The sequence below is a fragment of the Pseudomonas caspiana genome (assembly GCF_002158995.1).
GTDB lineage: Bacteria > Pseudomonadota > Gammaproteobacteria > Pseudomonadales > Pseudomonadaceae > Aquipseudomonas > Aquipseudomonas caspiana.
Window position 1 is genome coordinate 176,170 of the sequence record NZ_LOHF01000005.1, and the last position, 25,490, is coordinate 201,659.

Genomic DNA, 25,490 nt, shown 5'->3' on the forward strand with positions numbered 1-25,490 from the left:
ACTGCCAGGTACTCAGGCGCGCAAGGATACCTGCTGGGTCGCGTCGGCCAAATCATTGGCCTGTCGGGTGTCGCCTGGCTGACATCCGGTGTCATGGATGTCTATACGTTTGTGACCCCTCGCGGCTAAAGCCGCTCCTAAGGACGACACGTATCCGTAGGACTGGCTTTAGCCGGGAGGACGTCATCACATTTGCCGCATCTGTTTCGTCAGGAATATCGAGTCATCGTTCTTCGCGGGCAAGCCCGGCTCCCACAGGAGAACACGATCTCATGTTGGAGCAGCCGGGGTGGCGCTCCACCTTGCCCGCGATAAACGATAACGCGGTGTGTCGTCTGACTGCGTCTCATGTATCGCGAGCAAGCTCTGCTCCCACAGGGGAACGCATTCCTTTGTGGGAGCTGGGCTTGCCCGCGATATAGGCGACTCAATCTAAAGTCATACCGCGTCCAGTTTTATCGTCGGAATGCCGCCCAGACCAGGCTCAGCTCCCACATGAGTGGTGTGCTCCATAAGATTGGATTCGCCTCGCGAGACATCGACTGTTGTCGACCGGCACTGGCGAAACACTCTTTCAAGCAGCGCTTCACTCCTGAGCACCTTGGCGCTGCTGGCAATATCCGGCGCGAGCCAGCGGTCTTCGTCGTACGGCGGGACTTCTTCGCGGAGCACGCGCCACGCGGCATCGGTGCCGACGCCAAAGCGCTGGATCTTCAAAAATTCGAAGGCCTGGGCCGCAAGCAAATACTCAATCGCCAGAATCTGGGTGGTGTTATCCAGCACCTTGTGCAGCTTCAGCGCAGCGTTGGTGCCCATGCTCAAATGGTCTTCCTGCAGGCCCGAGGTGACGAAGTTATCGGTAACCGCCGGTTGCGCCAGTTGGCGGTTTTCAGCGCACAGGGACGCCGCGACGTACTGAACAATCATCATCCCCGAGTTGACCCCCGGCTGGCTGACCAGAAACGCCGGCAGGTTGCTGATGGTCGGGTTGATCAGGCGATCCAGTCGCCGCTCGGCAATCGAGCCCAGTTCCGCCACGGCAATTGCCAATAGATCTGCGGCCATGGCCACAGATTGACCATGCGGGTTGGCTTGCGACACCACGCGATACGCCTCAGGCGTGCCAAGCAACAGCGGGTTGTCAGTCGCCGAGTTCAGCTCGATTTCAATTTGCCGGGTCGCGTGTACTAATTGGTCGCGGGTCGCGCCGTGCACCTGCGGGATCGAGCGAACGCTCAGCGCGTCCTGAGTCCGGATGCCATGGCTGTTGACCACCACTTCGCTGCCGTCCAGCAACCCGCGCAGGTTGCTGCCGACGATTTGCATGCCCGGATGCGGCTTGAGCGCGATGATCTCGGCATCGAACGCATTGATCTGAACGCCAAGCGCTTCGAAACTCATGGCGCCAATCACATCCGCCCACTGCGTCAGGCGCTGCGCATCGGCGATCGCCAGGCAGCTCAGGCCGGTCATGCACGGCGTACCGTTAACCAGGCACAGCCCGTCTTTCGCACCCAGCACCACCGGACTCAACCCTTCGGCGTCCAGCGCCTGCTGTGCAGGTACGACATGGCCGCGATAACTGACGTTGCCCACGCCCAGCAAGGCAATGCCGATGTGTGCCATGTGGGTCAGATAACCCACCGAACCCTGGGATGGCACGTGCGGCGTGATGTTGCGGTTCAGCAGGTTGAGTAGAGCCTCGACGACTTGTCGGTGCAGTCCGGATTTGCCTTGGCTGTAGTTGATGATTGCCGCGCAGATGATCGACCGGGTTTGCTCGTCTGAAAGCGCTACACCGACGCCACACGCGTGGCTCAGCAAGGTATTGCGCGACAGCTGGCTCAGTTGCTCGCCTTGCAGGGAAATGTTGCACAGCGCGCCCAGCCCGGTGTTTACGCCATAAGCCCGCTCGCCGCTGGCGACGATGCGCTCGACAATGGCCTGAGCGTTGTCGATTCGCGCCCAGGCGCTGGCCGAAAGCGCGAGCTGTGCGCCCCTGCGAGCAACTGCAACCACGTCCTGCCAACGGACCGGACCTTCACCAATGACCACTTGTTCGACGGGCGACATCTGCACGCTTCCTTACACGGTGACTGCGCGCCGCTGCACGAAACGATCAACGTATTCGTCGGCGGGGGAGTAGAGGATTTCTTTCGGAGTGCCCACTTGAATCAACTGCCCGTCCTTGAGAATCGCGATGCGATTGCCAATGCGCACGGCTTCATCGAGGTCATGGGTGATGAACACAATGGTTTTCTTCAGGCTGCTTTGCAGCTCCAGTAACTGATCCTGCATTTCGGCGCGAATCAGCGGATCGAGAGCGCTGAACGCCTCATCCATCAGGATGATGTCGGTGTCCGCAGCCAGTGCCCGAGCAAGCCCCACCCGTTGGCGCATGCCGCCGGAGAGCTGATGCGGGTATTTGTTTTCGTAGCCTTGCAGGCCCACGGTGCTGATCCAGTGCCGGGCGCGTTCGATGCAATACTCTTTGCTCTCGCCGCGCACTTTCAGGCCGTAGGCGACGTTGTCCTGCACAGTCTTGTGCGGCAGCAGGCCGAAGCTCTGGAACACCATGCTGATTTTCTGGCGACGAAATTGGCGCAGGGCTTCCATGTCGTACTGCAGGATGTCTTCGCCATCGACCAGGATTTCACCGCTGGTGGGATCAATCAGGCGATTGAAGTGGCGCACCAACGTCGATTTACCTGAACCGGACAGGCCCATGATCACGAAGATTTCACCGCTGCCGATGGACAGCGACAAGTCGTTCACGCCGACCACGCAGCCGGTTTTTGCCAGAACTTCGTCTTTACTGCCGTTTTGCCTGACCATTTCCAGCGCGTCCTTGGGACGGTTGCCGAAAATCTTGAAGACGTTGCGGACCACGATTTTGTTGGGCTCTTGGTTAGTCATTTGTTCGCCTCATGCCGTGGCCGGCCGTATGCCTGGGTGATGCGGTCGATGACCACTGCGAGAATCACAATCGCCAGCCCGGCTTCCAGTCCGCGTCCGACGTTCAGGGTCTGAATGCCCACCAACACATCTTCGCCAAGGCCGCGAGCACCGATCATCGAGGCGATAACAACCATCGACAGGGCCATCATCGTGGTCTGGTTGATCCCGGCCATGATGCTTGGCAGTGCCAGCGGCAGTTGCACGCCGAACAATTGTTGCCAGCGGTTCGCGCCGAAGGCATTGATTGCTTCCATGACTTCGCCGTCCACCTGACGAATGCCCAGATCAGTGAGGCGAATCAGCGGCGGTGCGGCGTAGATCACGGTGGCAAAAATCGCCGGAACCTTGCCCAGGCCAAACAGCATCAGCACCGGAATCAGGTAAACGAAGCTGGGCATGGTCTGCATGATGTCCAGCAATGGCATCAGCACCGAACGCAGACGATTGCTGCGTGCCGAGAGAATGCCCAATGGAATGCCGATGATCACTGAAATCACGGTGGCGACCAGCATCAGCGCCAGCGTCTGCATCAGCTTGTCCCACAGCCCGACCGCGCCGACCAGAAACAGCAGGCCGACGATGACCGCCGTAGTGACGATTTTGCGTGTGGCGTGCCAGGCAATGCCGCCGACAATCGCCAGCATCAACCACCACGGCGCCATGCGCAGCAGGCCTTCCAGATTGACGATGGCCCACAGCAGCGTGTCGGAGATCTGCCGGAACACATCGCCGTAATTGGTCACCAGCGCATCAACCCAGTCGTTGACCAGATTGGCGATGGAGAATGTGAAGCTTTCGGGGAACATAAGGTGCTCTCTGAACTGGAATTCAATTCTGTAGGAGCTGCCGAAGGCTGCGAAGGCGGTGGATCAGGTACATCGCTTCGCAGCCTTCGGCCGCTCCTACAGGGGATTGCGTTACAACGAAGCATCCACCTTTTTCGCCGCTTCTTCACTCACCCAGGCGTGCCAGACTTCCGGGTGTTCCTTGAGGAAGATTTTCGCCAGTTTCGGCGATTCGATGCGGTCCTTGGTCATGCGGGCCAGGTTCTGGTTGAGCAGATCAATGGGGATGTTGACCTTTTCCATGACTGACACCAATTCCGGAGCCTGTTCGTGGAAGGTCTTGGACAAGCCCACCTTGATTTCGATGTTCTTGTTCACGCCATCCTTTTCTTCCAGACGTACCAGATCCACCTGGCCCATCAGAGGCGTCGGCGACCAGTAGTAAGTCAGGATCGGCTCGCCACGTTTGTAGCTCGACAGGATCGCTGCATCCAGTGCTGGGCCAGTGCCTGGGCGGAAATTAGTGTATTTGTCTTCCAGACCGTAGGTCTTCAGCATTTCGCTGTTTTCAAGCTCGCAGGTCCAGCCAGCAGGGCAGTTGTAAAAACGGCCTTTGCCCGGCTCTTCAGCGTCTTTGAACAGCGTCGAGTATTTGGCCAGATCGCTGATGGATTTCAGGTCCGGAGCCTTGGCTTCTAGCTTGCGCTTGGCGTCGCCTTCGATCACATAACGCGGCACGTACCAACCTTCGACTGCGCCTTTGACGGGGCTGCCGACACCGACCACTTTCCCGGCTTTCTCAGCCTTGTTCCACACTTCGCTGCGGCCAACCCACTCTTCGGCAAACACCTGAATATCGTTGGTGCTCAGAGCGTTTTCCATGGTGATGGAATTGCCCGGCAAGCTGTCGACTTCACAGCCGTAACCCTTGTTCAGGACCACCTGCAACACGTCGGTCAGCAACATGGCGCTTTCCCAGTTCAGACCGGCGAACTTCACCGGCTTGCCGGATTCGCACCAACCCGCTGCCTGACTTGCGCCAGCGCCGGTGAGCAAACCCAGTGAAATCAACGTGGATAGCAGTGCCTTCTTGGTTTTCATTGTGTGACGCTCCTCGCGAATGGATGTGGGCAGTTTCCAGATCAAAAGGCCAGAAGCCTGATTGCAGGACACTTGACGGTCCTTTGGGGTGGTCAGTTCCTTCTGCACTGTTGGAGATCCTTTGTGGGAGCGGGTGGGCGGCATTCCGACTTGCCCGCGATAAACGATGACGCGATATGCCGTCTAGCTGCGTCTCATGTATCGCGGGCAAGCACCGCTCCCACAGGGAGACTCGCTAGCCCTTGATCATCGGCAGATTCAGGCCCTTCTCGTTGGCGCAATCAATCGCGATCTGATAACCCGCATCCGCATGGCGCATCACGCCGGTGGCCGGGTCGTTATGCAACACGCGGGCGATGCGTTCGGCGGCTTCGTCGCTGCCGTCGCACACAATCACCATCCCCGAATGCTGGGAGAAGCCCATGCCGACGCCGCCGCCGTGGTGCAGTGAAACCCAGGTCGCGCCGCTGGCGGTGTTGAGCAGGGCGTTGAGCAGTGGCCAGTCGGACACCGCATCGGAACCGTCCTGCATGGATTCGGTTTCGCGGTTCGGGCTGGAGACCGAGCCGGAGTCCAGGTGGTCGCGGCCGATCACAACCGGTGCCGACAACTCACCGCTGCGGACCATTTCGTTGAACGCCAGACCGAGTTTGGCGCGCTGACCCAGGCCGACCCAGCAGATACGCGCTGGCAGGCCCTGAAAGGCAATGCGCTCGCGGGCCATGTTCAGCCAGTTGTGCAGATGCGCGTCGTCCGGGATCAGTTCTTTGACCTTGGCGTCGGTCTTGTAGATGTCTTCCGGGTCGCCCGACAGCGCGGCCCAGCGGAAAGGCCCTACGCCACGGCAGAACAACGGACGAATGTAGGCTGGAACGAAACCCGGGAAGTCGAAAGCGTTTGCCGCGCCTTCTTCCTTGGCCATCTGCCGGATGTTGTTGCCGTAATCGAAGGTCGGGATGCCCATTTTCTGGAAGGCCAGCATCGCCTCGACGTGTTCAGCCATGGACTGCTTGGCGGCTTTGACCACCGCGGCTGGCTCGGTCAGAGAGCGGGCGCGGTACTCGTCCCAGGTCCAGCCTTTTGGCAGATAACCATTGAGTGGGTCGTGAGCGCTGGTCTGGTCGGTGACCATGTCCGGGCGCACGCCACGACGCACCATTTCCGGCAGGATTTCCGCGGCGTTACCACACAACGCGATGGAGATCGCCTTGCCTTCAGCGGTGTACTTGGCGATACGTGCCAGGGCGTCATCCAGATCGTCGGCTTGCTCGTCGACGTAACGCGTCTTGAGGCGGAAGTCGATGCGGCTCTGTTGGCATTCGATGTTCAGCGAGCTGGCCCCGGCCATACCTGCGGCCAGAGGTTGCGCGCCTCCCATGCCGCCCAGGCCTGCGGTCAGGACCCACTTGCCTTTGAGGCTGCCGTTGTAATGCTGGCGACCGGCTTCGACGAAGGTTTCGTATGTACCTTGAACGATCCCCTGGCTGCCGATGTAGATCCAGCTACCAGCGGTCATCTGGCCGTACATGGCCAAGCCTTTGGCATCCAGTTCGTTGAAGTGCTCCCAGCTCGCCCAGTGCGGCACCAGGTTGGAGTTGGCGATCAACACCCGAGGCGCGTTGCTGTGGGTCTTGAACACGCCGACCGGCTTGCCGGACTGAACCAGCAGGGTTTCGTCGTCATTCAGATGGGTCAGGCTTTCGACGATCTTGTCGTAGCACTCCCAGTTGCGCGCTGCGCGACCGATGCCGCCGTAAACCACCAGTTCTTTGGGGTTCTCGGCCACTTCCGGGTCAAGGTTGTTCATCAGCATGCGCAATGGTGCTTCGGTCATCCAGCTTTTGGCGGTGAGCTTGGTGCCACGAGCCGCGCGTACTTCGACGTCACGGTAGCGGGTCCAGTCTTGGTTATTCTCGGTCACGAAAGAAGTCCTCAGCGATCAGTTCAATGCACTTGGCTTTACTTGTATGTACAAGCATATGCAATTGAAATACCAACTCTTGAAAACCAGTTGGTAGGAGCGAACTTGTTCGCGAGGGGGGAGGCGGATTGATGAATATATTGGCTGGTCTGGCGCTCTCGCGAACAAGTTCGCTCCTACCATTAATCCGCGCAGGTTCAATAGGTTGTGTGCTGTTTTGGCTGCGTGGTGCTTTGCTGGATTGGCGACGTCTGCGGTACCGTGGACCAACCTTGCAGAGACAGACGCGCTCAAAGAACCAGTCGTCTGCAGTTGTTACTTGGCAAACGACTCGCTTCGTTTTGGGGCGCTCGGTAACAAAATGGTGCGCGGTTTGAGTCAGATGACCTTCACCGCACGCCCGATAAACTGGATCGGACCGGTAGGCTTGCCTATCGGTGAACCGGTGGCTTGTTCCAGCGTCAGCTCGAACAGTTGGTTAGGCTGCAACGGCGGCAGTTTATCCAGTGGCACTTGCAGAGTTTGCCCCGGCTTGACCAGTCCGAGGGAAACCGGGCCTTGCCAGTCATCGCCCTTGGTCCAGAACTCCAGCGCCTTGTCGGCGGGCACTTCGGTAACGCTCAGCGGAATGAGCTGGATGTCTGTGGAGTTGCTGGTCTGAATCACCCAGCCCGGCGCTTTGTCCTGCGGCGCGACCAGCACCACCAGATACGAAGGCGCCGGAGTCGAGCGCGACTGGGTGAACAGCGTCATGCCCAACACCAATGACGCAGCCAGCCCGGCACCGGCAAGACCACGCCAGATCGACAGGTTGTTCCACCAGCTTTGCACGTCGCGTTTTGCGGTTTTTTGTGGCGCGAGCAAATCATCCAGGCTGCGCTCGATCCGCGCCCACAGATGCGGTGGCGGGTTCTGCGGCTCTACCATATCCGTCAGCGGCAGCAGACGTGCTTCCCATTCATCGACTGCGGCGCGCAAGGCGGGCTCGTTGGGCAGCCGACGCTCTACTTCAATTCGTTGCTTGGCAGACAAAGTGCCCAGCACATATTCGCCCGCTAATTCGTTCAGCGGTTTTTGGGGTTCAGTGCCCGAGCTGTTGCTCATCCGATGCACTCCCGTAATGCATTCAGGCTGCGCTTGATCCAGGCTTTGACAGTGCCCAGCGGCGCGCCGATTTTTTGCGCAATCTCTTGATGTGAATAGCCGTCCACGTAAGCGTGGAACACGCAGTTGCGACGTACCGGTTCAAGCTGTTCCAGACAGAATTCGATCCGCCCCGGATTTACCCGCCAGTCAAAACTGTCCACCGTTTCGTTCCAGCCTTCCAGCGTCGCCTGTGCTTCATCGTGCTCGTCTTCATCTTCACTCTGCACTTCCCGGGCATTGTTGCGAATGGCGTTCAACGCCAGATGCCGGGTGATGCTGAATATCCAGCCACGCGCCGAACCCCGGGTCTTGTCGAAGCTTGCCGCCCCGGTCCAGACCTTGATAAAGGCGTCATGCACGATGTCCTGAGCCAATGCGCTGTCGCGCACCAAGCGTTGCGCAACACCGAGCAAACGAGGACTTTCCTGGGCATACAGCCGCTCAAGCGCCTGCCGCTCGCCTCGGGCGCAGGCATCCAGTGCTGCTTCGTAATCAAACAGGGATTCTTGGGAGGACAATTCAATACGCCGTATACAGAGTACTTCTACCCCGATTTGAATCGGAGCACCCGCGCAGGAGCATAGACCAGTTCCTGCGCAGGCTCGCGCTAATTACTTCGCAGACCAGAAGATATAGTCAGCTTGATATTTAACGATTTCCTTGGCGCCTTTGTTGCTCTCGGCACACGCTTTGGCGGGGGCTACGCCGCCTTTGAGCGCGGTACGCTGAATGTACGCAACGCCGGTCATTGCGCCTTTGCCTTCGGCCGGGTTGGCTTTGACCAACTGATACGGCAGGTTGCCAGCGCTGGACGGTGCCACCGCGAGTTGGGTGCCGGTCACTTTCGAACCGTCTTTGGCTTCCCAGGTTGCTGGCGGGCCGTAGTAGGTGCCGACTTGCTTGCCGCTGCGATCATTGAGCACGGCTTTAGGACCCACGAACGCCCATTCCATGCCTTCTGCAGCATTGGCTTTGGCGCGGCACTCGTAAGTGATCTCGCCGACACCGGTGGTTTCCAGGCTGACTTTGAAGCCATCCGGCACTCGCACGGTTTCCGGCAGGTTGCTTTGAGCGAAGGCAGAGGGCGCCAGGCAAGTGAAAGCCAGTGCAGCACCAGTCAGGCAGAGCAAGCGTTTTGCGTTCATGCAGACATCTCCAGTTTTGGGTTTTCGCTTAACAGCCAAACCGGCTGCTTATCTGTACTACCCGCGAGAAACCCATCTGGATGCAGCGATTTGAAAATAAATTTTCAGCCCTTGCTGATTCGGCTGCGCAACAGGATCACGCCCGCAATCGCCGCGAGTCCTGAACCCATCAATACGCCGACTTTTACTTCGTCGATCAGATGCGCGGAACCGGGGAAGGCAAGGTTGCCGATGAACAGACTCATGGTGAAACCGATGCCGCAGAGGATCGCGACGCCATACAACTGCACCCAGTTGCTGCCTTCCGGCATCGACGCCAGGCCGGAGCGAATGGCCAGAACAGCGGCGAGGAATACGCCAATCTGTTTACCCACGAAAAGACCAAGCGCAACGCCCAGCGGTACAGGATCAATCAGGTTCTGCAGCGAGATTCCTGACAACGAAACCCCGGCATTGGCAAAGCCGAAGATGGGCACGATGGCAAACGCGACCCAGTAGTGCAGCTTCTCCTCGAGGAACAGCAGAGGCGAGCGGGACTCTTCTTCAGGTTTGCCCAAGGGAATACACAGCGCCAGAGCGACACCGGCCAGCGTCGCGTGAACGCCCGATTGCAGGACGAAAAACCACAGGGCGGCGCCCAGCAACAAGTACGGCAGCAGGCGTCGCACGCGCAGGCGATTCATCACGATCAAAACCGCGAGCGTGGCGAAGGAGGCCAGCAGCATCGGCATGTTCAGGCCCGAGCTGTAGAAGAAAGCAATGATGGTAACGGCGCCCAGATCATCGAGAATCGCCAGTGCGGCGAGGAAGACTTTCAGAGAAGTTGGCACGCGTTTACCCAGCAGCGATAGCACGCCGAGGGCGAAGGCAATGTCGGTAGCGGCGGGGATCGCCCAGCCGCTCATGGTTTCCTTATTGCCCCAGTTGACCGCTATGTAGATCAGCGCAGGCACTAACATGCCGCCAGCCGCTGCAAAGCCGGGCAGGGCACGCTGGCCCCAGGTAGCCAGGCCACCCGCGAGCACCTCACGTTTGATTTCCAGACCGACCATCAGGAAGAAGATCGCCATCAGCCCGTCGTTGATCCATAGCTCGACGGAAAGCCCCAGCCAGACGCTGTGCAGTGCTGCGAAGTAGCCAGTGGAAAGTCCGGAGTTGGCGACGATCAATGCAGCCAGCGCCGCGCCCATCAAGACGATGCCACCGGCTGATTCGGAGGCCAGGAAGCTGGCGAGAATGGCGATGGCTCTTGGGGTTTCTTTTTTGTTGTTATAGGCAGTCATTGGCGGTGGGAGCGTCCTTGATTTTGATTTGCGCCACATCCCCTGTAGGAGCGTGCGTCAGATCCTGGTCAGTTCAATCAAACAGCAGCGACTGGCGCGGGGTGCGTACAGCACCACTTCCAGCAATTCATCTGCCTCGTTATCCAATTGCAGGCAATCATGCTTTTCCAGCAATTGCGGCGAATGTTCGGCCAGGTTCGCGGCCATCTGCTCTGCCGCGCTGAACAGCAGCAGCGTAGACGCCGAACTGAACAAACGCTGCGGTTTGAGCACATCGACCCACTGCAAACTGACGCGATAACGTTCTGGTGAGTAGATCAGGTTGAAATCGCGAATCGCACCGTCGAGCAATGTGCAACTGACCTGACTGTCGCCGCTGAACGCGAACGGGTCGCCGGGCAGTAGCGGCTCGGTTGTCTTGCCATCGATATCCAGCGTCATGCCCATGCCTTGCAGCACGGTGATGATGCGCTGATAGCCCGCAAACAATGAAAAGCCGCCGGACTGCTCGATATCGGCAATCGACAGACGCCAGCCAAAACCTTCCAGGCCTTCGCCTGCATCGCGGGTCACTTCTTCCGTGCTGCCGCCGCCGTTTTTCCAGGGCATGCGCGGATAGTTGGCGGCGCGTAAAACGGTCAGTTGGCTCATTTGCTGAAACGTCCTTCCAGGCGATGACGGGAACCGGGGTGGATCAGTCGTGCAGCGGTCACTGGCTGACGGCCGGACCATGTGCGACGGCGTATCAACAGGCAAGGTTCGTTGGGGCTGATCTGCAACAGTTCGCACTCATTCGGCTCGGCGAGAATGGCCTCAACCACATGCTCGCCTTCGGTCAAGGGCGCGACTTGCGAGAGATAGGCGTAAGGCGTCTGCTGGGTGAAGTCCTGGCTCAAGTAATCCGGCGCGACCAACGCGTTGACATAGCGATCTTCGATTTGCACCGGCAGATCGTTTTCCAGATGCACGATCAACGAGTGAAAAACCCGCTGACCTTCGCGCATATCCAGCGCCAGGGCTCGCTCGGAGCCTGCGGCTTCTTCTTTCAGCAGGATGACCTTGCAGGTGTGCCGATGACCACGGGCAGCGATTTCGTCAGCGATGTTATGCACTTCAAACAGTGCCGACTGACTCTTGGGCTCGGCGACGAAGGTGCCAACGCCCTGCATACGCACCAACAGGCCTTCGGCGGTCATTTCACGCAGGGCGCGGTTGATGGTCATGCGGCTGAAACCCAGTTGGGTCACCAACTCGCTTTCCGACGGGACGCGGTGATGCGGCGGCCAGTTTCCGCACTGGATCTGCTGGGCGATCATCTGCTTGACGCGGGCGTACAGCGGGGCCGGACTGTCGCCCATTTGGGCAGCCAAAGGTGAAGTGGCAGGCGGAGTCGGCACTGAGGGCAATCCTTTTCGAAGGTAATTCAGGTGCGGGTCGGCGCTGATCTTGCAGCGCTTGGTCATTAATAACGTGTGCTCACGCTAACCATTAACCTGTTCGGCGACAAGCTTGCCGGAGTTTACCGAGCGTGCAAACGTCTGTATATGTATATACAAATCACTTTTTATGGGATTCAGAGCCATGTCCGCCTTCTTTGCCGAGCGTGCATTGTTGCCCACCGGCTGGGCCAATAATGTTCGCATTGAGGTCAGCGCCGCTGGCGTGATCACTCATATCGTCGCGGAGGCAGACGCTTCAGGCGCGGAGTTGCTAAAAGGACCGTTGCTGCCAGGCATGCCGAATCTGCATTCCCACGCGTTTCAGCGGGCGATGGCCGGGCTGGCGGAAGTGGCAGGGAACCCCAATGACAGCTTCTGGACCTGGCGCGATTTGATGTACCGCCTGGTCGGCAAGATCAGCCCGCAGCAACTGGGTGTCATTGCCCGTCAGTTGTACATCGAAATGCTCAAGGGCGGTTTTACCTCGGTCGCTGAGTTTCATTACGTGCATCAGGACACTACCGGCAAGCCGTATGCAAATCCCGCGGAACTGGCGCTGCAAATAAGTCAGGCGGCGAGTTCTGCCGGGATCGGACTGACGCTGTTACCGGTGCTCTACATCCACTCCGGTTTCGGTGGGCAAGCGCCGAACGAGGGTCAGCGGCGGTTTATCCACAGCACCGACAGCTATCTTGATCTGCACGCGCGTCTGCAACCTGTATTGCGCGAGCAGCCAGCACAGCAGTTGGGCCTTTGTTTTCATTCGCTACGTGCGGTAACGCCTGAGCAGATCAGTGCGGTACTGGCCGCCAGCGACCAGCATTGTCCGGTCCATATCCACATCGCCGAACAGCAGAAGGAAGTCGACGACTGCCTGAGCTGGAGCGGCCGTCGGCCTGTGCAATGGCTGTACGAGAACGCTCCGGTGGATGAGCGCTGGTGTCTGGTGCATGCCACGCATGTCGAAGTCGATGAAGTCGCGTTGATGGCGCAAAGCGGTGCGGTTGCCGGGTTGTGCCTAACCACTGAAGCGAATCTGGGCGACGGGATTTTCCCGGCAGTGGACTACATCGCTCAAGGCGGGCGCTGGGGGATCGGTTCAGACAGTCACGTGTCGTTGAGTGTGGTCGAGGAGTTGCGTTGGCTTGAGTACGGTCAGCGATTGCGCGATCAGCGTCGCAATCGCTTGTATCGCAGCGATCAGCCAATGGTCGGCAGGACGTTGTTTGATGCAGCACTGGTCGGTGGGGCGCAGGCGCTGGGGCAGCCTATCGGTGGTCTGGAAGTGGGGCAGCGTGCCGACTGGCTGGTGCTTGATGGCAATGATCCATACATCGCCACCGCGTCGGACGACGGGATCCTCAACCGCTGGTTATTCGCGGGCAGCGACCGGCAGATTCGCGACGTGATGGTCAACGGCAAGTGGGTGGTGCGTGAAGGGCATCATGCCGGGGAAGAGCAGAGCAAACGTGAGTTTGCGCAGGTGCTGCGGGAGTTGTTGGGGTAACGTTCAGTATTTGAAGGCGTCGACGTGGGACCGGCTTCAGCCGGGAAGGCGGTATTTCTGACGATAGAAATGTTGCGAATGTACCGGCCTCTTCCCGGCTAAAGCCGGTCCCACGACATCGCGTGAATACGTGGGATCGCATCCCCCCCTTTGGAGAGTGGACGATGATCCCGGCAGTGATTATTTCTCGGTTTTCCCGATCTTCGAATCTTCAACCCGCCAGACCAGCTTGGTGGTGTCGTATCCCTGCTGTTGAGCCTGGCTGAGCAAATGCTCTTTCACTTCCTTGGAGATGGTAGGCGTGCGCGAAAGCAGCCACAGGTATTTGCGGTCCGGATTGCCCACGACAGCGGTCTTGTAGCCGTCGCCGATGTACAGCACCCAGTAGTCGCCTTTGGCTACGCCGGGCAGCAGGCGGGAGAACCAGTTATCGAACTCCACCCATAACTTGTCGGTTTTACCCGCCACTTGCGGTGTAGCTGTACCTGTTGCTTCCTGCCACTCACCTTCAATGGTCCGGCAGCGGTTGGTCACGCCGACGTTGCCATCTTCCTTGAGGGCGTAATGCGCTTCGGATTGCGCGCAGTTACGCTGGAAGAACATCGGTAAACGAGCGATTTCGTACCAAGTGCCCTGATACTGTTTGAGGTCGACGTTACCAACCGTTCTTGGCTCAAGGTTTTCAGCGGAATGCGCGAAACCGATTGCGAGAAAGCTGGCCATGACCACCAGCCCAAAGCGCACGAGTAATTTGATCATCTGTTATTTCAAACCCTGTCCCGAAAAAAGCACAACCTTGTCGGCGGCGTACTGCACGCTGATAAAGCTCTTCTGATCGCCCCACGTGCAGCTGGACATACCCAGCGCGCCGGAGCATTCGGTCGGGCTGCCGAGCAGGCGTTCAACTTCAGCCTTGGGCATACCCGCAGAAAGCTTCGAGTAATTTTCCTGATTAACCTTGCTGCATGCGGTCAGCAATACGAGAAACGACAACAACGCTAGAGAGCGCAGAGACATGGATGAAGCTCCTGAACGGAAAAGGGCAACGCCGCAGCAAACGGTCGATGGGCAGGTTGCTGGCGTAATACCGCAAGCTTAGAAGAGAAAAGCGGGGTCTGGTTCCGTTGAGGAAAAAATCCATTTTTTCGAGCAAACGCATACCTGTGGGAGCGGTGCTTGCCCATGCGCGCGTTTCTTACTTAAAACCGCGAACCAGGCTGTTTCAGGAATTCAATCTCTTCCGGCGTTGAAGCACGGCCAAGAATTGCGTTGCGATGCGGGAAGCGCCCAAAGCGATCGATGACTGCCCGGTGGCGTTCGGCGTAATCAAGACTGTGGTTGAAATAGTCGCGGTCTGTGGAGGGAAGCAGGGGGAGGAGTTCGGTGAAGCGGGCGACGGCTTCATTTTGTGCGTCGAGGGTTTCGCTATGTTCCAGCACCAGATAGATGAAGGTGCGCTGCAGCGGGTCCAGATGCTGGTCACGGCCAAGCTTCAGGCCGTGGGCAACAAGCGCCTGAGCGCGTTGATCGCCAGCGAAAGCTTTAGGTGTGTCGCGATAAATCATGCGTGGTAGTTGATCGAGCAGCAGTACCAACGCCAGCCAGCCATCAGGACTTTCAGTCCACTCTTTCAAACCACCCGAAAGTGCGGATTCGACCAGATCACCAAAACGCGTATGCGCTTCGGTGTCCTGAGCCTTGTCCTTGCCGAACCACAACTTGCCCTTGGCCTTCGCCACTTCGGAGGGCGATCCGGCAGAGCCGAACCACCATTCCAGCAGCGGGAGCCAAGGGGCAGTCATGTTAGTCAGGCCTTATGGTACGAGGTCGCGCGCTCAACTTCTTCTTTCGAGCCCAGAAACACAGCCACACGCTGGTGCAGACCGTCCGGCTGAATGTCGAGGATGCGCTGATGACCGTCGGTGGACGCGCCGCCAGCTTGTTCGACCAGGAAGGACATCGGGTTGGCTTCGTACATCAAGCGCAGTTTGCCCGGCTTGGATGGCTCGCGGCTGTCACGTGGGTACATGAACAGACCGCCTCGGGTCAGGATGCGGTGTACATCGCCGACCATCGCAGCAACCCAGCGCATGTTGTAGTTCTTTTTCAGTGGACCGGCTTCGCCAGCCAGCAGTTCGTCAACGTAGCGTTGTACTGGAGCTTCCCAGTGTCGCTGGTTGGACATGTTGATCGCGAATTCCTGAGTGGAGGTCGGGATCTTGATGTCTTCGTGGGTCAGTACGAAGCTGCCCATTTCACGATCCAGCGTGAAGCCTTTGACGCCATCGCCCAAGGTCAGAACCAGCATGGTTTGCGGGCCGTAGATCGCATAACCGGCGGCTACTTGCTGAGTACCTGGCTGCAGGAAAGCCTTTTCGTTCAAAGGCTCGTTCTGGCTCAGGTATTCATTCGGGCAGCGCAGTACGGAGAAGATGGTGCCGACCGGGGCGTTGATGTCGATGTTCGACGAGCCGTCCAGTGGGTCGAAAACCAGCAGGTAGGCGCCTTTCGGGTATTTGCCCGGGATCTGGTAGGCGTTGTCCATTTCTTCGGACGCCATGCCTGCCAGGTGACCGCCCCACTCGTTGGCTTCGAGCAGGATTTCGTTGGAGATCACGTCGAGCTTCTTCTGCACTTCGCCCTGAACGTTTTCAGTGCCCATGCTGCCGAGCACGCCGCCCAGCGCGCCTTTGGAAACGGCGTGGCTGATTTCCTTGCACGCTCGCGCCACCACTTCGATCAGGAAGCGCAGATCGGCAGGAGTGTTGTTGCTGCGGGTCTGCTCAATCAAATAGCGACTCAGGGTAACGCGGGACATGGATAGCTCCGAATAGGGGGAATAAAAAACCCGCGCAGTTTAGCGCGAGTCGAGACGTAATACTGCCTATAAGACTGGGTTAACACCCATTGAGTTCACGTGTGGGCAGAGCGTAGCTGGAAAATGCTGAAACGGTGGCTGAAACGAGTTGGTTACCGAGTGAAGCACGATCCCCTGTGGGAGTTGGGCTTGCCCGCGATAAGAATGGCGCGATCTAAAGTGAACCGCGTCCAGCCCTATCGCGGGCAAGCCCGGCTCCCACATTGGCCGTATTGCCAAAGTGGGAGCGGTTTGCGCTTATTCCATCAATCCAGCGCGTTCCAGATATCCCCAGCATATTCCCGGATCGTCCGGTCAGACGAGAACCAGCCCATGCGTGAAGTGTTGAGCACCGCGGAGCGCCACCACTCTTTCGAGTCGTGCCAGTGGGCTTCGACCCTGGCCTGGGCGTCCCAGTAGGAATCAAAGTCGGCACAGACCAGAAAGCGGTCGTAGGCCAGCAATTGATCGATCAGGCCGGCATAACGGTTAGGATCATCCGGCGAAAACACGCCGCCCCGAATGGCTTGCAGAACGTCATTGAGTCGACCCGAGGCCGCCGCTGCCGCGTAAGCGCTGAAGTCGCCCACTTGCTTATGAGCTTCGACTTCCCGAGCGGTCATGCCGAAGATGAACATGTGTTCCAGGCCTACCTGCTCGCTCATCTCCACGTTGGCACCGTCCAGCGTGCCGATGGTCAGCGCACCGTTGAGGCCGAATTTCATGTTGCTGGTGCCCGATGCTTCCAGGCCCGCAGTTGAAATCTGCTCGGACAAGTCGGCTGCCGGAATGATGCTTTCCGCCAGGCTGACGTTGTAGTTGGGCATAAAGACGACTTTGAGCAGGCCGCGCACAGTCGGGTCGCTATTGACCGTGCGAGCAATATCGTTAGTCAGCTTGATGATCAACTTGGCGGAGTGATAACTGGCCGCCGCTTTACCCGCGAAGATCTTCACGCGTGGCACCCAATCGGTGCCCGGCTGAGCCCGGATGGCCTGATATAAGGCAACGGTGTGAAACAGGTTCAACAGTTGGCGCTTGTATTCATGAATCCGTTTGACCTGCACATCGAACATTGCCGCCGGATTGACCACGATCCCCAGGCGTTCTTTGATGATCGCCGCCAGTGCACGTTTGCTGTGCAGGCGCTGATCCGCGAACTGCTTGCGGAAAGAGCTCTTGTCCGCGAACGGTTCCAGCTCGATCAGGCGCGTTTCTGCGTTATCCAGCACGTCCTCGCCCAGCGACTCGGTGAGCATTTCGGTGAGCTTGGGATTTGCCTGGAACAGCCAGCGGCGAAAGGTAATGCCGTTGGTTTTGTTGTTGATCCGGTCCGGATACAGCTTGTGCAGTTCGGCGAAGACCGTCTTGCGCATCAACTGGGTATGCAACGCCGAAACGCCGTTAATGCTGTGAGAACCGAGGAACGCCAGGTTGCCCATGCGCACTCGACGACCGTTCTCTTCCTCGATCAGCGATACCGCGCGCAGCACGTCAAAGTCGTGAATGCCTTTGGCACGCAAGGTGTCGATGTGCTGAGCATTGATGATGTAGATGATCTGCATGTGGCGCGGCAGCATCCTCTCCATCAAGCCAACCGACCAGGTTTCCAGCGCCTCGGGCAGCAAGGTGTGGTTGGTGTAGGCGAGGGTGCCTACGGTGATCTTCCATGCCGCATCCCACGCGATACCGTGGGTGTCGATCAACTGGCGCATCAGCTCGGCGACTGCGATGGACGGGTGCGTGTCGTTCATCTGGATGGCTGCGTGTTCCGGCAGGTCCATCAATGTTGCGTGCATGTTCAGATGGCGGCGCAGCAAATCCTGCAGCGACGCGGAAACGAAGAAGTATTCCTGGCGCAGGCGTAATTCCTGGCCGGCCTCAGTGGCGTCGTTCGGATAGAGCACGCGGGAGATACTTTCTGCGCGCACGACCTCGGCCACTGCACCAAAGTGGTCACCGGCGTTGAAACGCTCCAGGTGCAGATCGCCCACCGCGCGGGCGCGCCACAGACGCAAGGTGTTCACGCTTTTACCGCGCCATCCCACCACAGGCGTGTCGTAGGCAATAGCCCGGACGGTTTCAGACGGGCGCCAGACCTGACGCTGTTCACCGGCCTCGTTGGTGAGGGTGTCGACACTGCCGCCGAAACCGATCGGGTAAACCACTTCCGGGCGCTCGAATTCCCATGGGTTACCGAAGTCCAGCCAGTTCTCGGTTTGTTCCTGCTGCCAGCCATCGACGATTGCCTGGCGGAACAAGCCGTGTTCGTAACGAATACCGTAACCGTGACCTGCGATGCCCAGCGTCGACATGCTTTCCATGAAGCAGGCTGCCAGACGACCCAGGCCGCCGTTACCCAGCGCGGCGTCCGGCTCAAGTAATTTGATGCGCTCGATGTCCACGCCCAGTTCAGTCATCGCTTCGCGAGCGACTTCCAGCAGGCCAAGGTTGCTCAGGCTGTCGTACAGCAAACGCCCGATAAGAAACTCCAGCGACAGGTAATACACCCGTTTCTGGACCTTGCGATAAATCTGCCGGGTATGGTCCATCCAGTGCTCGACCATATGGTCACGAGCAGCGAGTGCTACAGCTTCGAACCAGTCATGCTCAAACGCATGGTCAGGGTCCTTACCCACCGAATAGGTGAGTTTGGCGAGAACAGCGGCGCGAAAAGCAGCCACTTCAGCGTCACGAACGAGTGGTTCCTGAGACATCGATACGACCTCAAGTAGTCAGACGAATGAAGGATGGGGTTTCTTTGACTGTAGGGCGTGTCTGCAAAACTTTCCTGAATTTTTCCTAAATTACTCAGGACACGACTCACGCTTCGACAGACTCATGCCGCTCTGGTTCGCCCATTTGAGCAATTGGCAAACCGCTTGCATCGATCGTTCCACACTTGGCATGAGCTGCGAGTGACAGCATGAACATTCCTCGTTTCGGGTTTATGATGCCTCCACGGCAAAAAAATAGAAGAACCCGAACCGCACTTACGGAGCACCTATGCAGACCTTGTATCCGCAGATCAAACCTTACGCCCGGCACGATCTGGCTGTAGAGGCGCCGCACGTTTTGTATGTCGATGAAAGCGGGTCACCGGAAGGTCTGCCGGTGGTGTTTATTCATGGCGGCCCCGGCGCGGGCTGCGATGCGCAAAGCCGCCGCTATTTCGATCCCAATCTGTATCGCATCATCACTTTTGATCAGCGTGGTTGCGGTCGTTCGACGCCTCATGCAAGCCTGGAAAACAACACCACCTGGGATCTGGTTGCTGACCTTGAGCGAATTCGCGAGCATCTGGGCATTGATAAATGGGTGCTGTTTGGTGGCTCGTGGGGTTCAACCCTGTCGTTGGCCTACGCTCAAACTCATCCGGATCGCGTCCACGCCCTGATCCTGCGCGGCATTTTTCTGGCTCGCCCGCAGGAAATCGAGTGGTTCTATCAGGCGGGTGCCAGCCGTATGTTCCCGGATTACTGGCAGGATTATGTGGCTCCGATCCCGCTGGAAGAGCGCGGCGATCTATTGACCGCGTTCCATAAACGCCTGACCGGTACCGACCAGATTGCCCAGATGCATGCGGCCAAGGCCTGGTCCACGTGGGAAGGCCGTGCTGCGACGTTGCGTCCTAATCCGCAAGTGGTTGATCGCTTCTCCGAGCCGCAGCGCGCATTGTCCATCGCGCGTATCGAGTGCCATTACTTCACCAATAATTCCTTCCTTGAAGAAAACCAGTTGATCCGCGACATGCCGAAAATCGCCCATTTGCCGGGGATCATCGTGCACGGCCGCTATGACGTCATCTGCCCGCTGGATAATGCCTGGGAGCTGCACCAGGCCTGGCCGAACAGCGAGCTGCAAGTGATTCGCGATGCGGGGCATGCTGCGTCCGAGCCGGGTATCACCGACGCACTGGTCCGCGCCGCCGCGCAAGTGGCTGCTCGTTTGCTGGATTTGCCGCCTGAAGAGGCGTGATGCCGTTTGCTGGAGCGAGGGAGTTTGATACATGAAAGGCTTGCTACAACGTGTCAGCAGCGCAAGCGTGGAGGTGGATGGGCAGATCGTTGGTTCAATCGACCAAGGTCTGATGGTGTTAGTGGGGGTCGAGCCTCAAGACACTCAGGCCAGTGCCGACAAGCTGCTACATAAGCTGCTTAACTACCGCGTGTTCAGCGATGCTGACGGCAAGATGAATCTATCCTTGCGCGATGTCGCAGGAGGTTTGCTGTTGGTTTCGCAGTTCACGCTGGCAGCGGATACCAAAAGCGGCATGCGGCCGAGCTTCTCCAAAGCAGCCCCGCCCGCTTTGGGAGCCAAGTTGTTCGAGTATTTATTGAATCAGGCAAAAAGCTCGCATGCGGTGGTTGAATCGGGCCAATTTGGTGCAGACATGCAAGTTCATTTGGTAAATGATGGCCCCGTGACTTTTCTGCTGGAGGGGTAAAGTATCGATTTGCTGTACTGCCCCCGGATTTATTAGGCTGCAAAGCAATAAATACTTCATCGGACATGGTGCGTTGTGGCGCGCGCTACTAGATAATCGCGCCGTCCGGGGATCCGCGTTTGTGGCACCGTTTGGCAAGGTCAGAAGCTGGTCCGACACCGTTTGGGGAATCATTAGGTTCTTTCGGAGTCGGAACAATGCTCGCCAACCCGGCAATTGATAGCTGGCCGTTGGTTTCTTCATCTGTTTTCGGCGAGGGTTGCTCGTGATTGTTAGTCCCTGTAATGCGGTAAAGACACCTGGCAAGCGGTTGCGTAGCGCGCTATTGGCAAGTTCAGCCCTGATCTCATTGTTCAGCGCCACACAACTGTGGGCGTTTAGTCTTGATGACGTAGCGAGCAGAGCGAAGGAACTGGCCGACAAGAAGTACGAAGCCCCGCGTAGCAATCTGCCGGCCGAGTTCCGCGACATGAAGTTCGCGGACTACCAGAAAATCCGTTTCCGTGAGGATCGTGCTGAATGGGCGGGCGACAGAACGCCGTTCAAAGTCTCGTTCTATCACCAGGGTATGCACTTCGACACCCCGGTCAAAATCAACGAAGTCACTGCGACAACCGTTGAAGAGATCAAGTACGACTCCAGCCGCTTTGATTTTGGCGATGTGAAGTTCGATCCTAAAGCGACCGAGAAACTCGGCTATGCCGGTTTCCGTGTCCTGTACCCGATCAACAAAGACGACAAACAAGACGAAATCATGACCATGCTGGGCGCGAGCTACTTCCGCGTTATCGGTAAAGGTCAGGTTTATGGTCTGTCTGCGCGTGGCATGGCGATCGATACCGCACTGCCGTCTGGCGAAGAGTTCCCACGTTTCACCGAGTTCTGGATCGAGAAGCCAGGCACCGATGACAATCATCTGGTGATCTTTGCGCTGCTCGACTCCCCGCGTGCGACCGGTGCTTACAAGCTGACCCTGCGTCCGGGTACCAATACTCTGGTTGATGTCCAGTCGCGCATGTATCTGCGTGACAAGGTCTCCAAGCTGGGCGTTGCTCCGCTGACCAGCATGTACCTGTTTGGTGCAAACCAGCCTTCGCGCGTTCAGAACTATCGCCGCGAGCTGCATGACTCCAATGGTCTGTCGATCCAGGCGGCCAACGGCCAATGGCTGTGGCGTCCACTGACCAACCCTAAACACCTCGCTGTCAGCAGCTTCTCGGTAGAGAATCCGCGCGGCTTCGGTCTGCTGCAACGTGGTCGCGACTTCAGCAACTATGAAGATCTGGACGACCGCTACGACAAGCGTCCAAGTGCATGGATCGAACCTAAGGGCGATTGGGGCAAAGGTACCGTCGATCTGGTAGAAATCCCGACTGCTGACGAAACCAACGACAACATCGTTGCGTTCTGGAAGCCAGATACTTTGCCAGCACCGGGCGAGCCAGTTGACTTCAACTATCGCATCCACTGGACCATGGACGAGAAAGCCATTCACTCGCCTGATCTGGGCTGGGTCAAGCAGACCCTGCGTTCTGCCGGTGATATCCGTCAGTCCAACCTGATTCGTCAGCTGGACGGCAGCGTAGCGTTCCAGGTCGATTTCGTCGGTCCGATCCTCGCGTCGATGCCTGAAGACAAGACCATTCGTAGCCAGGTCACCACTGACACCAATACTGAGCTTGTGGAAAACAACCTGCGCTACAACCCGGTGACCAAAGGCTATCGCCTGACGTTGCGGGTCAAGGTCAAGGACACCAACAAGCCGATCGAGATGCAGGCCTATCTGCTGCGCGAGATCCCGGCCGAGCCAGGCAAGGAACCTGCGGTATTGGTTGCTGCCAAAGCTCACATCGGTGACGAGAAAAAAGCTGCGCCTAAAGAGGCTCCGAAGAAAGAAGCCACCGCAGACGCCGCGAAGGATCCGAAAGCCGACGTAGCCAAGGCTGACGCAGCCAAACCTGCCGATGCCAAAGCCGATGCAGCCAAACCTGCTGATGCTGCCAAGTCCGACGCCAAGCCAGCCGACGCTGCCAAAACAGACGTGGCCAAAGCTGACGTAGCCAAAGACGGCAAAGAGACCCAGCAGCCAGAAGCCGATGCGGCACCCACCAATCCAGAGCCGGCCAAGACGCTGCAAGTCATGACCGAGACCTGGAGCTACCAGTTGCCAGCCGATGAGTAATTCCGTACCGGTGCCAGTGTCTCTCAGCGAGTACCTGGCACACCTCCCGATGAGCGATGAGCAGCGAGCCGAACTGGCTGGCTGCACCTCGTTCGCCGAGTTGCATGAGCGTTTGTCTGCTCAGCCAGTTACCGATACTGCCGAAGCCGCTCAGGCTTCGGTGGGTCGCCGACTGACGCTGACTACCGCCGAGGCGCTGGAAGAGGCCGAAATGCTGGCCCTCGACGCCAATGGTCGCGTGTGCCTCAAGGCTACTCCACCGATCCGTCGGACCAAAGTCGTGCCTGAGCCATGGCGGACCAACATTCTGGTTCGTATCTGGCGTCGCATGACCGGTCGCAGCAATCCGGTCGAGCCAAAGGTTGAGCGCGATCTGCCCAAGGCGCGCTGGCGCACCGTGGGTTCGATTCGTCGTTACATCCTGCTGATCCTGATGCTCGGTCAGACCATAGTGGCTGGCTGGTACATGAAAGGCATTCTGCCGTACCAAGGCTGGTCGCTGGTTTCACTCGATGAAATCACGCACCAGACTTTCGTGCAGACCATGTGGCAGGTTCTGCCCTATGCCTTGCAGACCAGCATTCTGCTATTGTTCGGGATTCTGTTCTGCTGGGTTTCAGCCGGTTTCTGGACCGCCTTGATGGGCTTCCTGGAGTTGCTGACAGGCCGCGACAAATACCGGATTTCCGGTGCCAGTGCGGGTAACGAGCCGATTGAGAAGGGTGCTCGTACTGCGTTGGTCATGCCGATTTGTAACGAAGACGTGCCTCGTGTGTTTGCGGGTTTGCGGGCGACTTTCGAGTCGGTTGCGGCCACCGGTGACCTCGACCGTTTCGACTTCTTCGTGCTCAGCGATACCAACGAGACCGACATCGCCGTAGCCGAGCAACAGGCTTGGCTGGACGTGTGCCGCGAGACAAAAGGCTTCGGCAAGATCTTCTATCGCCGTCGCCGTCGTCGCGTAAAACGCAAAAGCGGCAACCTCGACGACTTCTGCCGTCGCTGGGGCGGTGATTACCGTTACATGGTCGTGCTTGATGCCGACAGCGTCATGAGCGGTGAATGTCTGACCAGTCTGGTGCGCTTGATGGAAGCCACTCCGGACGCGGGTATCATCCAGACCGCGCCACGGGCGTCGGGCATGGACACTCTTTATGCGCGCATGCAGCAGTTTGCTACTCGCGTGTACGGTCCGTTGTTTACGGCCGGTCTGCACTTCTGGCAGCTGGGTGAATCCCACTATTGGGGTCACAACGCGATTATCCGCATGAAGCCGTTTATCGAGCACTGCGCCCTCGCGCCGTTGCCTGGTAAAGGTGCGTTCGCCGGTGCGATCCTTTCTCACGACTTCGTTGAAGCAGCTTTGATGCGTCGTGCTGGCTGGGGCGTGTGGATTGCCTACGACCTGCCGGGCAGTTACGAAGAGCTTCCGCCAAACCTGCTCGACGAACTCAAGCGTGACCGTCGCTGGTGCCACGGCAACCTGATGAACTTCAGGCTGTTCCTGGTAAAAGGCATGCACCCGGTTCACCGTGCGGTGTTCCTGACGGGCGTGATGTCATACCTGTCGGCGCCTTTATGGTTCTTCTTCCTGGTGTTGTCCACAGCCTTGCTGGCGGTGAACACGCTGATGGAGCCAACGTACTTCCTTGAGCCGCGTCAGCTCTATCCGCTCTGGCCACAATGGCACCCGGAAAAAGCCGTTGCGCTGTTCTCGACGACAATCGTGCTGCTATTCCTGCCTAAATTGCTCAGCATCATTCTGATCTGGGCCAAGGGCGCAGTTGGTTATGGCGGCAAGATCAAGGTCACGCTGTCGATGCTGATGGAAATGCTGTTCTCGGTGCTGCTGGCTCCAGTGCGCATGCTGTTCCACACCCGCTTCGTACTGGCTGCTTTCCTGGGCTGGGCTGCGACCTGGAATTCGCCACAACGTGACGACGACTCCACGCCTTGGCTGGAAGCGGTGAAGCGTCATGGTCCGCAGACGCTGCTGGGTGCCTGCTGGGCGCTGCTGGTGGCCTGGTTGAACCCAAGCTTCCTGTGGTGGCTGGCGCCAATCGTTGGTTCGCTGATGCTGTCGATTCCGGTCTCGGTGATTTCCAGCCGTACCGGTCTGGGCCTCAAAGCGCGCGACGAGAAGTTCTTCCTGATTCCTGAAGAGCACACGCCGCCGCAAGAACTGGTCTCGACTGATCTGTACACCCACGAGAACCGCTGGCACGCACTGAAGCAAGGCTTCATCCGCGCCGTGGTTGACCCGCAACAGAACGCGCTGGCTTGCGCACTGGCGACCTCGCGTCACCGTACTGCCGAGCCAATCGAGTTCGTGCGGATGGAGCGTGTGCGTCATGCGCTGGCTGTCGGGCCTGAAAAGCTCAGTAACCACGACCGTCTGATGCTGCTTAGCGACCCGGTTGCCTTGGGCCGTTTGCATGAGCAGGTCTGGAGTGAAAACCACCCTGAATGGCTGGATGCATGGCGAGAGTCCGTCGCCGCTGACCCGCACGCGCCGCTGCTGCCTTTGCAGCCGGTCGTACGCGAGCCTGAGCCTTCTTTGGTTCACGCTTGATTCAAGGCTGGTAAACAAAAACGGCGCCCCGCAAGGGCGCCGTTTTTTGCGGTCTGGATATTTTCTATAGGTACGGCGCGGTCCTTTGTGGGGGCTGGGCTTGCCCGCGATAAGGCCGGACACGATTCACTTTACATCGCGTCCGGC

The 25,490-nt window shown here is 58.3% G+C and carries 21 protein-coding genes; 5 read left to right on the forward strand and 16 right to left on the reverse strand.

The window, feature by feature from the left end; all coding sequences use genetic code 11:
- Positions 1-438: 438 nt before the first annotated feature.
- The 11 genes from hutH to hutC all read right to left on the reverse strand — a co-directional run bounded on the left by hutH (position 439) and on the right by hutC (position 11,697).
- Entirely contained in the window at positions 439-2,073 is a 1,635-nt protein-coding gene (hutH, locus tag AUC60_RS09015; protein WP_238599542.1) for a histidine ammonia-lyase, read from the reverse strand.
- 12 nt (positions 2,074-2,085) lie between these two features.
- Positions 2,086-2,916 (reverse strand): quaternary amine ABC transporter ATP-binding protein, encoded by an 831-nt coding sequence (locus AUC60_RS09020; protein ID WP_087265928.1) that lies wholly within the window; start codon positions 2,914-2,916, stop codon positions 2,086-2,088.
- Positions 2,913-3,764: an ABC transporter permease gene (locus tag AUC60_RS09025; protein WP_087265930.1), complete on the reverse strand. Its 852-nt coding sequence runs from the start codon at positions 3,762-3,764 to the stop codon at positions 2,913-2,915. The genes AUC60_RS09020 and AUC60_RS09025 overlap by 4 nt, the downstream gene beginning before the upstream one ends.
- 111 nt (positions 3,765-3,875) lie before the next feature.
- A complete protein-coding gene (locus AUC60_RS09030; protein ID WP_087266038.1) occupies positions 3,876-4,844 on the reverse strand; it encodes an ABC transporter substrate-binding protein in 969 nt (322 codons plus the stop codon).
- Positions 4,845-5,079: 235 nt separating this feature from the next.
- Positions 5,080-6,765, reverse strand: coding sequence for a urocanate hydratase (hutU, locus tag AUC60_RS09035; RefSeq protein WP_087265932.1), 1,686 nt, complete (start codon positions 6,763-6,765; stop codon positions 5,080-5,082).
- Between the two features lie 378 nt (positions 6,766-7,143).
- Positions 7,144-7,869, reverse strand: coding sequence for an anti-sigma factor (locus tag AUC60_RS09040; RefSeq protein ID WP_087265934.1), 726 nt, complete (start codon positions 7,867-7,869; stop codon positions 7,144-7,146).
- A complete protein-coding gene (locus AUC60_RS09045; RefSeq protein WP_087265936.1) occupies positions 7,866-8,429 on the reverse strand; it encodes a sigma-70 family RNA polymerase sigma factor in 564 nt (187 codons plus the stop codon). Before AUC60_RS09045 ends, AUC60_RS09040 begins: the two co-directional genes overlap by 4 nt.
- Positions 8,430-8,522: 93 nt before the next feature.
- The gene (locus AUC60_RS09050; RefSeq protein ID WP_087265938.1) at positions 8,523-9,056 is read right to left on the reverse strand and encodes a DUF3455 domain-containing protein; all 534 of its coding nucleotides are present in this window, start codon (positions 9,054-9,056) and stop codon (positions 8,523-8,525) included.
- 104 nt (positions 9,057-9,160) lie between these two features.
- Positions 9,161-10,339, reverse strand: coding sequence for a Na+/H+ antiporter NhaA (gene nhaA / locus AUC60_RS09055; protein ID WP_087265940.1), 1,179 nt, complete (start codon positions 10,337-10,339; stop codon positions 9,161-9,163).
- A gap of 57 nt (positions 10,340-10,396) precedes the next feature.
- Positions 10,397-10,990, reverse strand: coding sequence for a HutD/Ves family protein (locus AUC60_RS09060; protein ID WP_087265942.1), 594 nt, complete (start codon positions 10,988-10,990; stop codon positions 10,397-10,399).
- A complete protein-coding gene (hutC, locus tag AUC60_RS09065; protein ID WP_193441856.1) occupies positions 10,987-11,697 on the reverse strand; it encodes a histidine utilization repressor in 711 nt (236 codons plus the stop codon). The genes AUC60_RS09060 and hutC overlap by 4 nt, the downstream gene beginning before the upstream one ends.
- Before the next feature lie 223 nt (positions 11,698-11,920).
- Here hutC and AUC60_RS09070 point away from each other — a divergent pair, with 223 nt between their 5' ends.
- On the forward strand, positions 11,921-13,285 hold the full coding sequence (locus AUC60_RS09070) for a formimidoylglutamate deiminase (protein ID WP_087265944.1): 1,365 nt from the start codon (positions 11,921-11,923) through the stop codon (positions 13,283-13,285).
- A 180-nt stretch (positions 13,286-13,465) separates the two neighbouring features.
- Here the strand turns inward: AUC60_RS09070 and AUC60_RS09075 are convergent, their stop codons facing one another.
- The 5 genes from AUC60_RS09075 to AUC60_RS09095 all read right to left on the reverse strand — a co-directional run bounded on the left by AUC60_RS09075 (position 13,466) and on the right by AUC60_RS09095 (position 18,859).
- Positions 13,466-14,044, reverse strand: a complete 579-nt coding sequence (locus AUC60_RS09075; RefSeq protein WP_087265947.1) for a lipocalin family protein — start codon at positions 14,042-14,044, stop codon at positions 13,466-13,468.
- A 3-nt stretch (positions 14,045-14,047) separates the two neighbouring features.
- Positions 14,048-14,302, reverse strand: coding sequence for a hypothetical protein (locus AUC60_RS09080; RefSeq protein ID WP_087265949.1), 255 nt, complete (start codon positions 14,300-14,302; stop codon positions 14,048-14,050).
- A 182-nt stretch (positions 14,303-14,484) separates the two neighbouring features.
- A complete protein-coding gene (locus AUC60_RS09085; protein ID WP_087265951.1) occupies positions 14,485-15,087 on the reverse strand; it encodes a DUF924 family protein in 603 nt (200 codons plus the stop codon).
- 5 nt (positions 15,088-15,092) lie between these two features.
- Complete coding sequence (locus AUC60_RS09090; protein WP_087265953.1) at positions 15,093-16,103, reverse strand: class 1 fructose-bisphosphatase; 1,011 nt, start codon at positions 16,101-16,103, stop codon at positions 15,093-15,095.
- A 305-nt stretch (positions 16,104-16,408) separates the two neighbouring features.
- On the reverse strand, positions 16,409-18,859 hold the full coding sequence (locus tag AUC60_RS09095; protein ID WP_087265954.1) for a glycogen/starch/alpha-glucan phosphorylase: 2,451 nt from the start codon (positions 18,857-18,859) through the stop codon (positions 16,409-16,411).
- Positions 18,860-19,148: 289 nt separating this feature from the next.
- On the opposite strand from AUC60_RS09095, the gene pip reads away from it, so the two are divergent.
- The 4 genes from pip (at position 19,149) to mdoH (ending at position 25,343) form a co-directional block, all read left to right on the forward strand.
- Positions 19,149-20,120, forward strand: a complete 972-nt coding sequence (gene pip, locus AUC60_RS09100) for a prolyl aminopeptidase (RefSeq protein ID WP_087265956.1) — start codon at positions 19,149-19,151, stop codon at positions 20,118-20,120.
- Between the two features lie 31 nt (positions 20,121-20,151).
- Positions 20,152-20,589 (forward strand): D-aminoacyl-tRNA deacylase, encoded by a 438-nt coding sequence (dtd, locus tag AUC60_RS09105; protein WP_087265958.1) that lies wholly within the window; start codon positions 20,152-20,154, stop codon positions 20,587-20,589.
- A 259-nt stretch (positions 20,590-20,848) separates the two neighbouring features.
- A complete protein-coding gene (locus tag AUC60_RS09110; RefSeq protein ID WP_193441854.1) occupies positions 20,849-22,771 on the forward strand; it encodes a glucan biosynthesis protein G in 1,923 nt (640 codons plus the stop codon).
- On the forward strand, positions 22,764-25,343 hold the full coding sequence (gene mdoH, locus AUC60_RS09115; protein WP_087265962.1) for a glucans biosynthesis glucosyltransferase MdoH: 2,580 nt from the start codon (positions 22,764-22,766) through the stop codon (positions 25,341-25,343). Before AUC60_RS09110 ends, mdoH begins: the two co-directional genes overlap by 8 nt.
- The last annotated feature ends 147 nt before the right edge of the window (positions 25,344-25,490 follow it).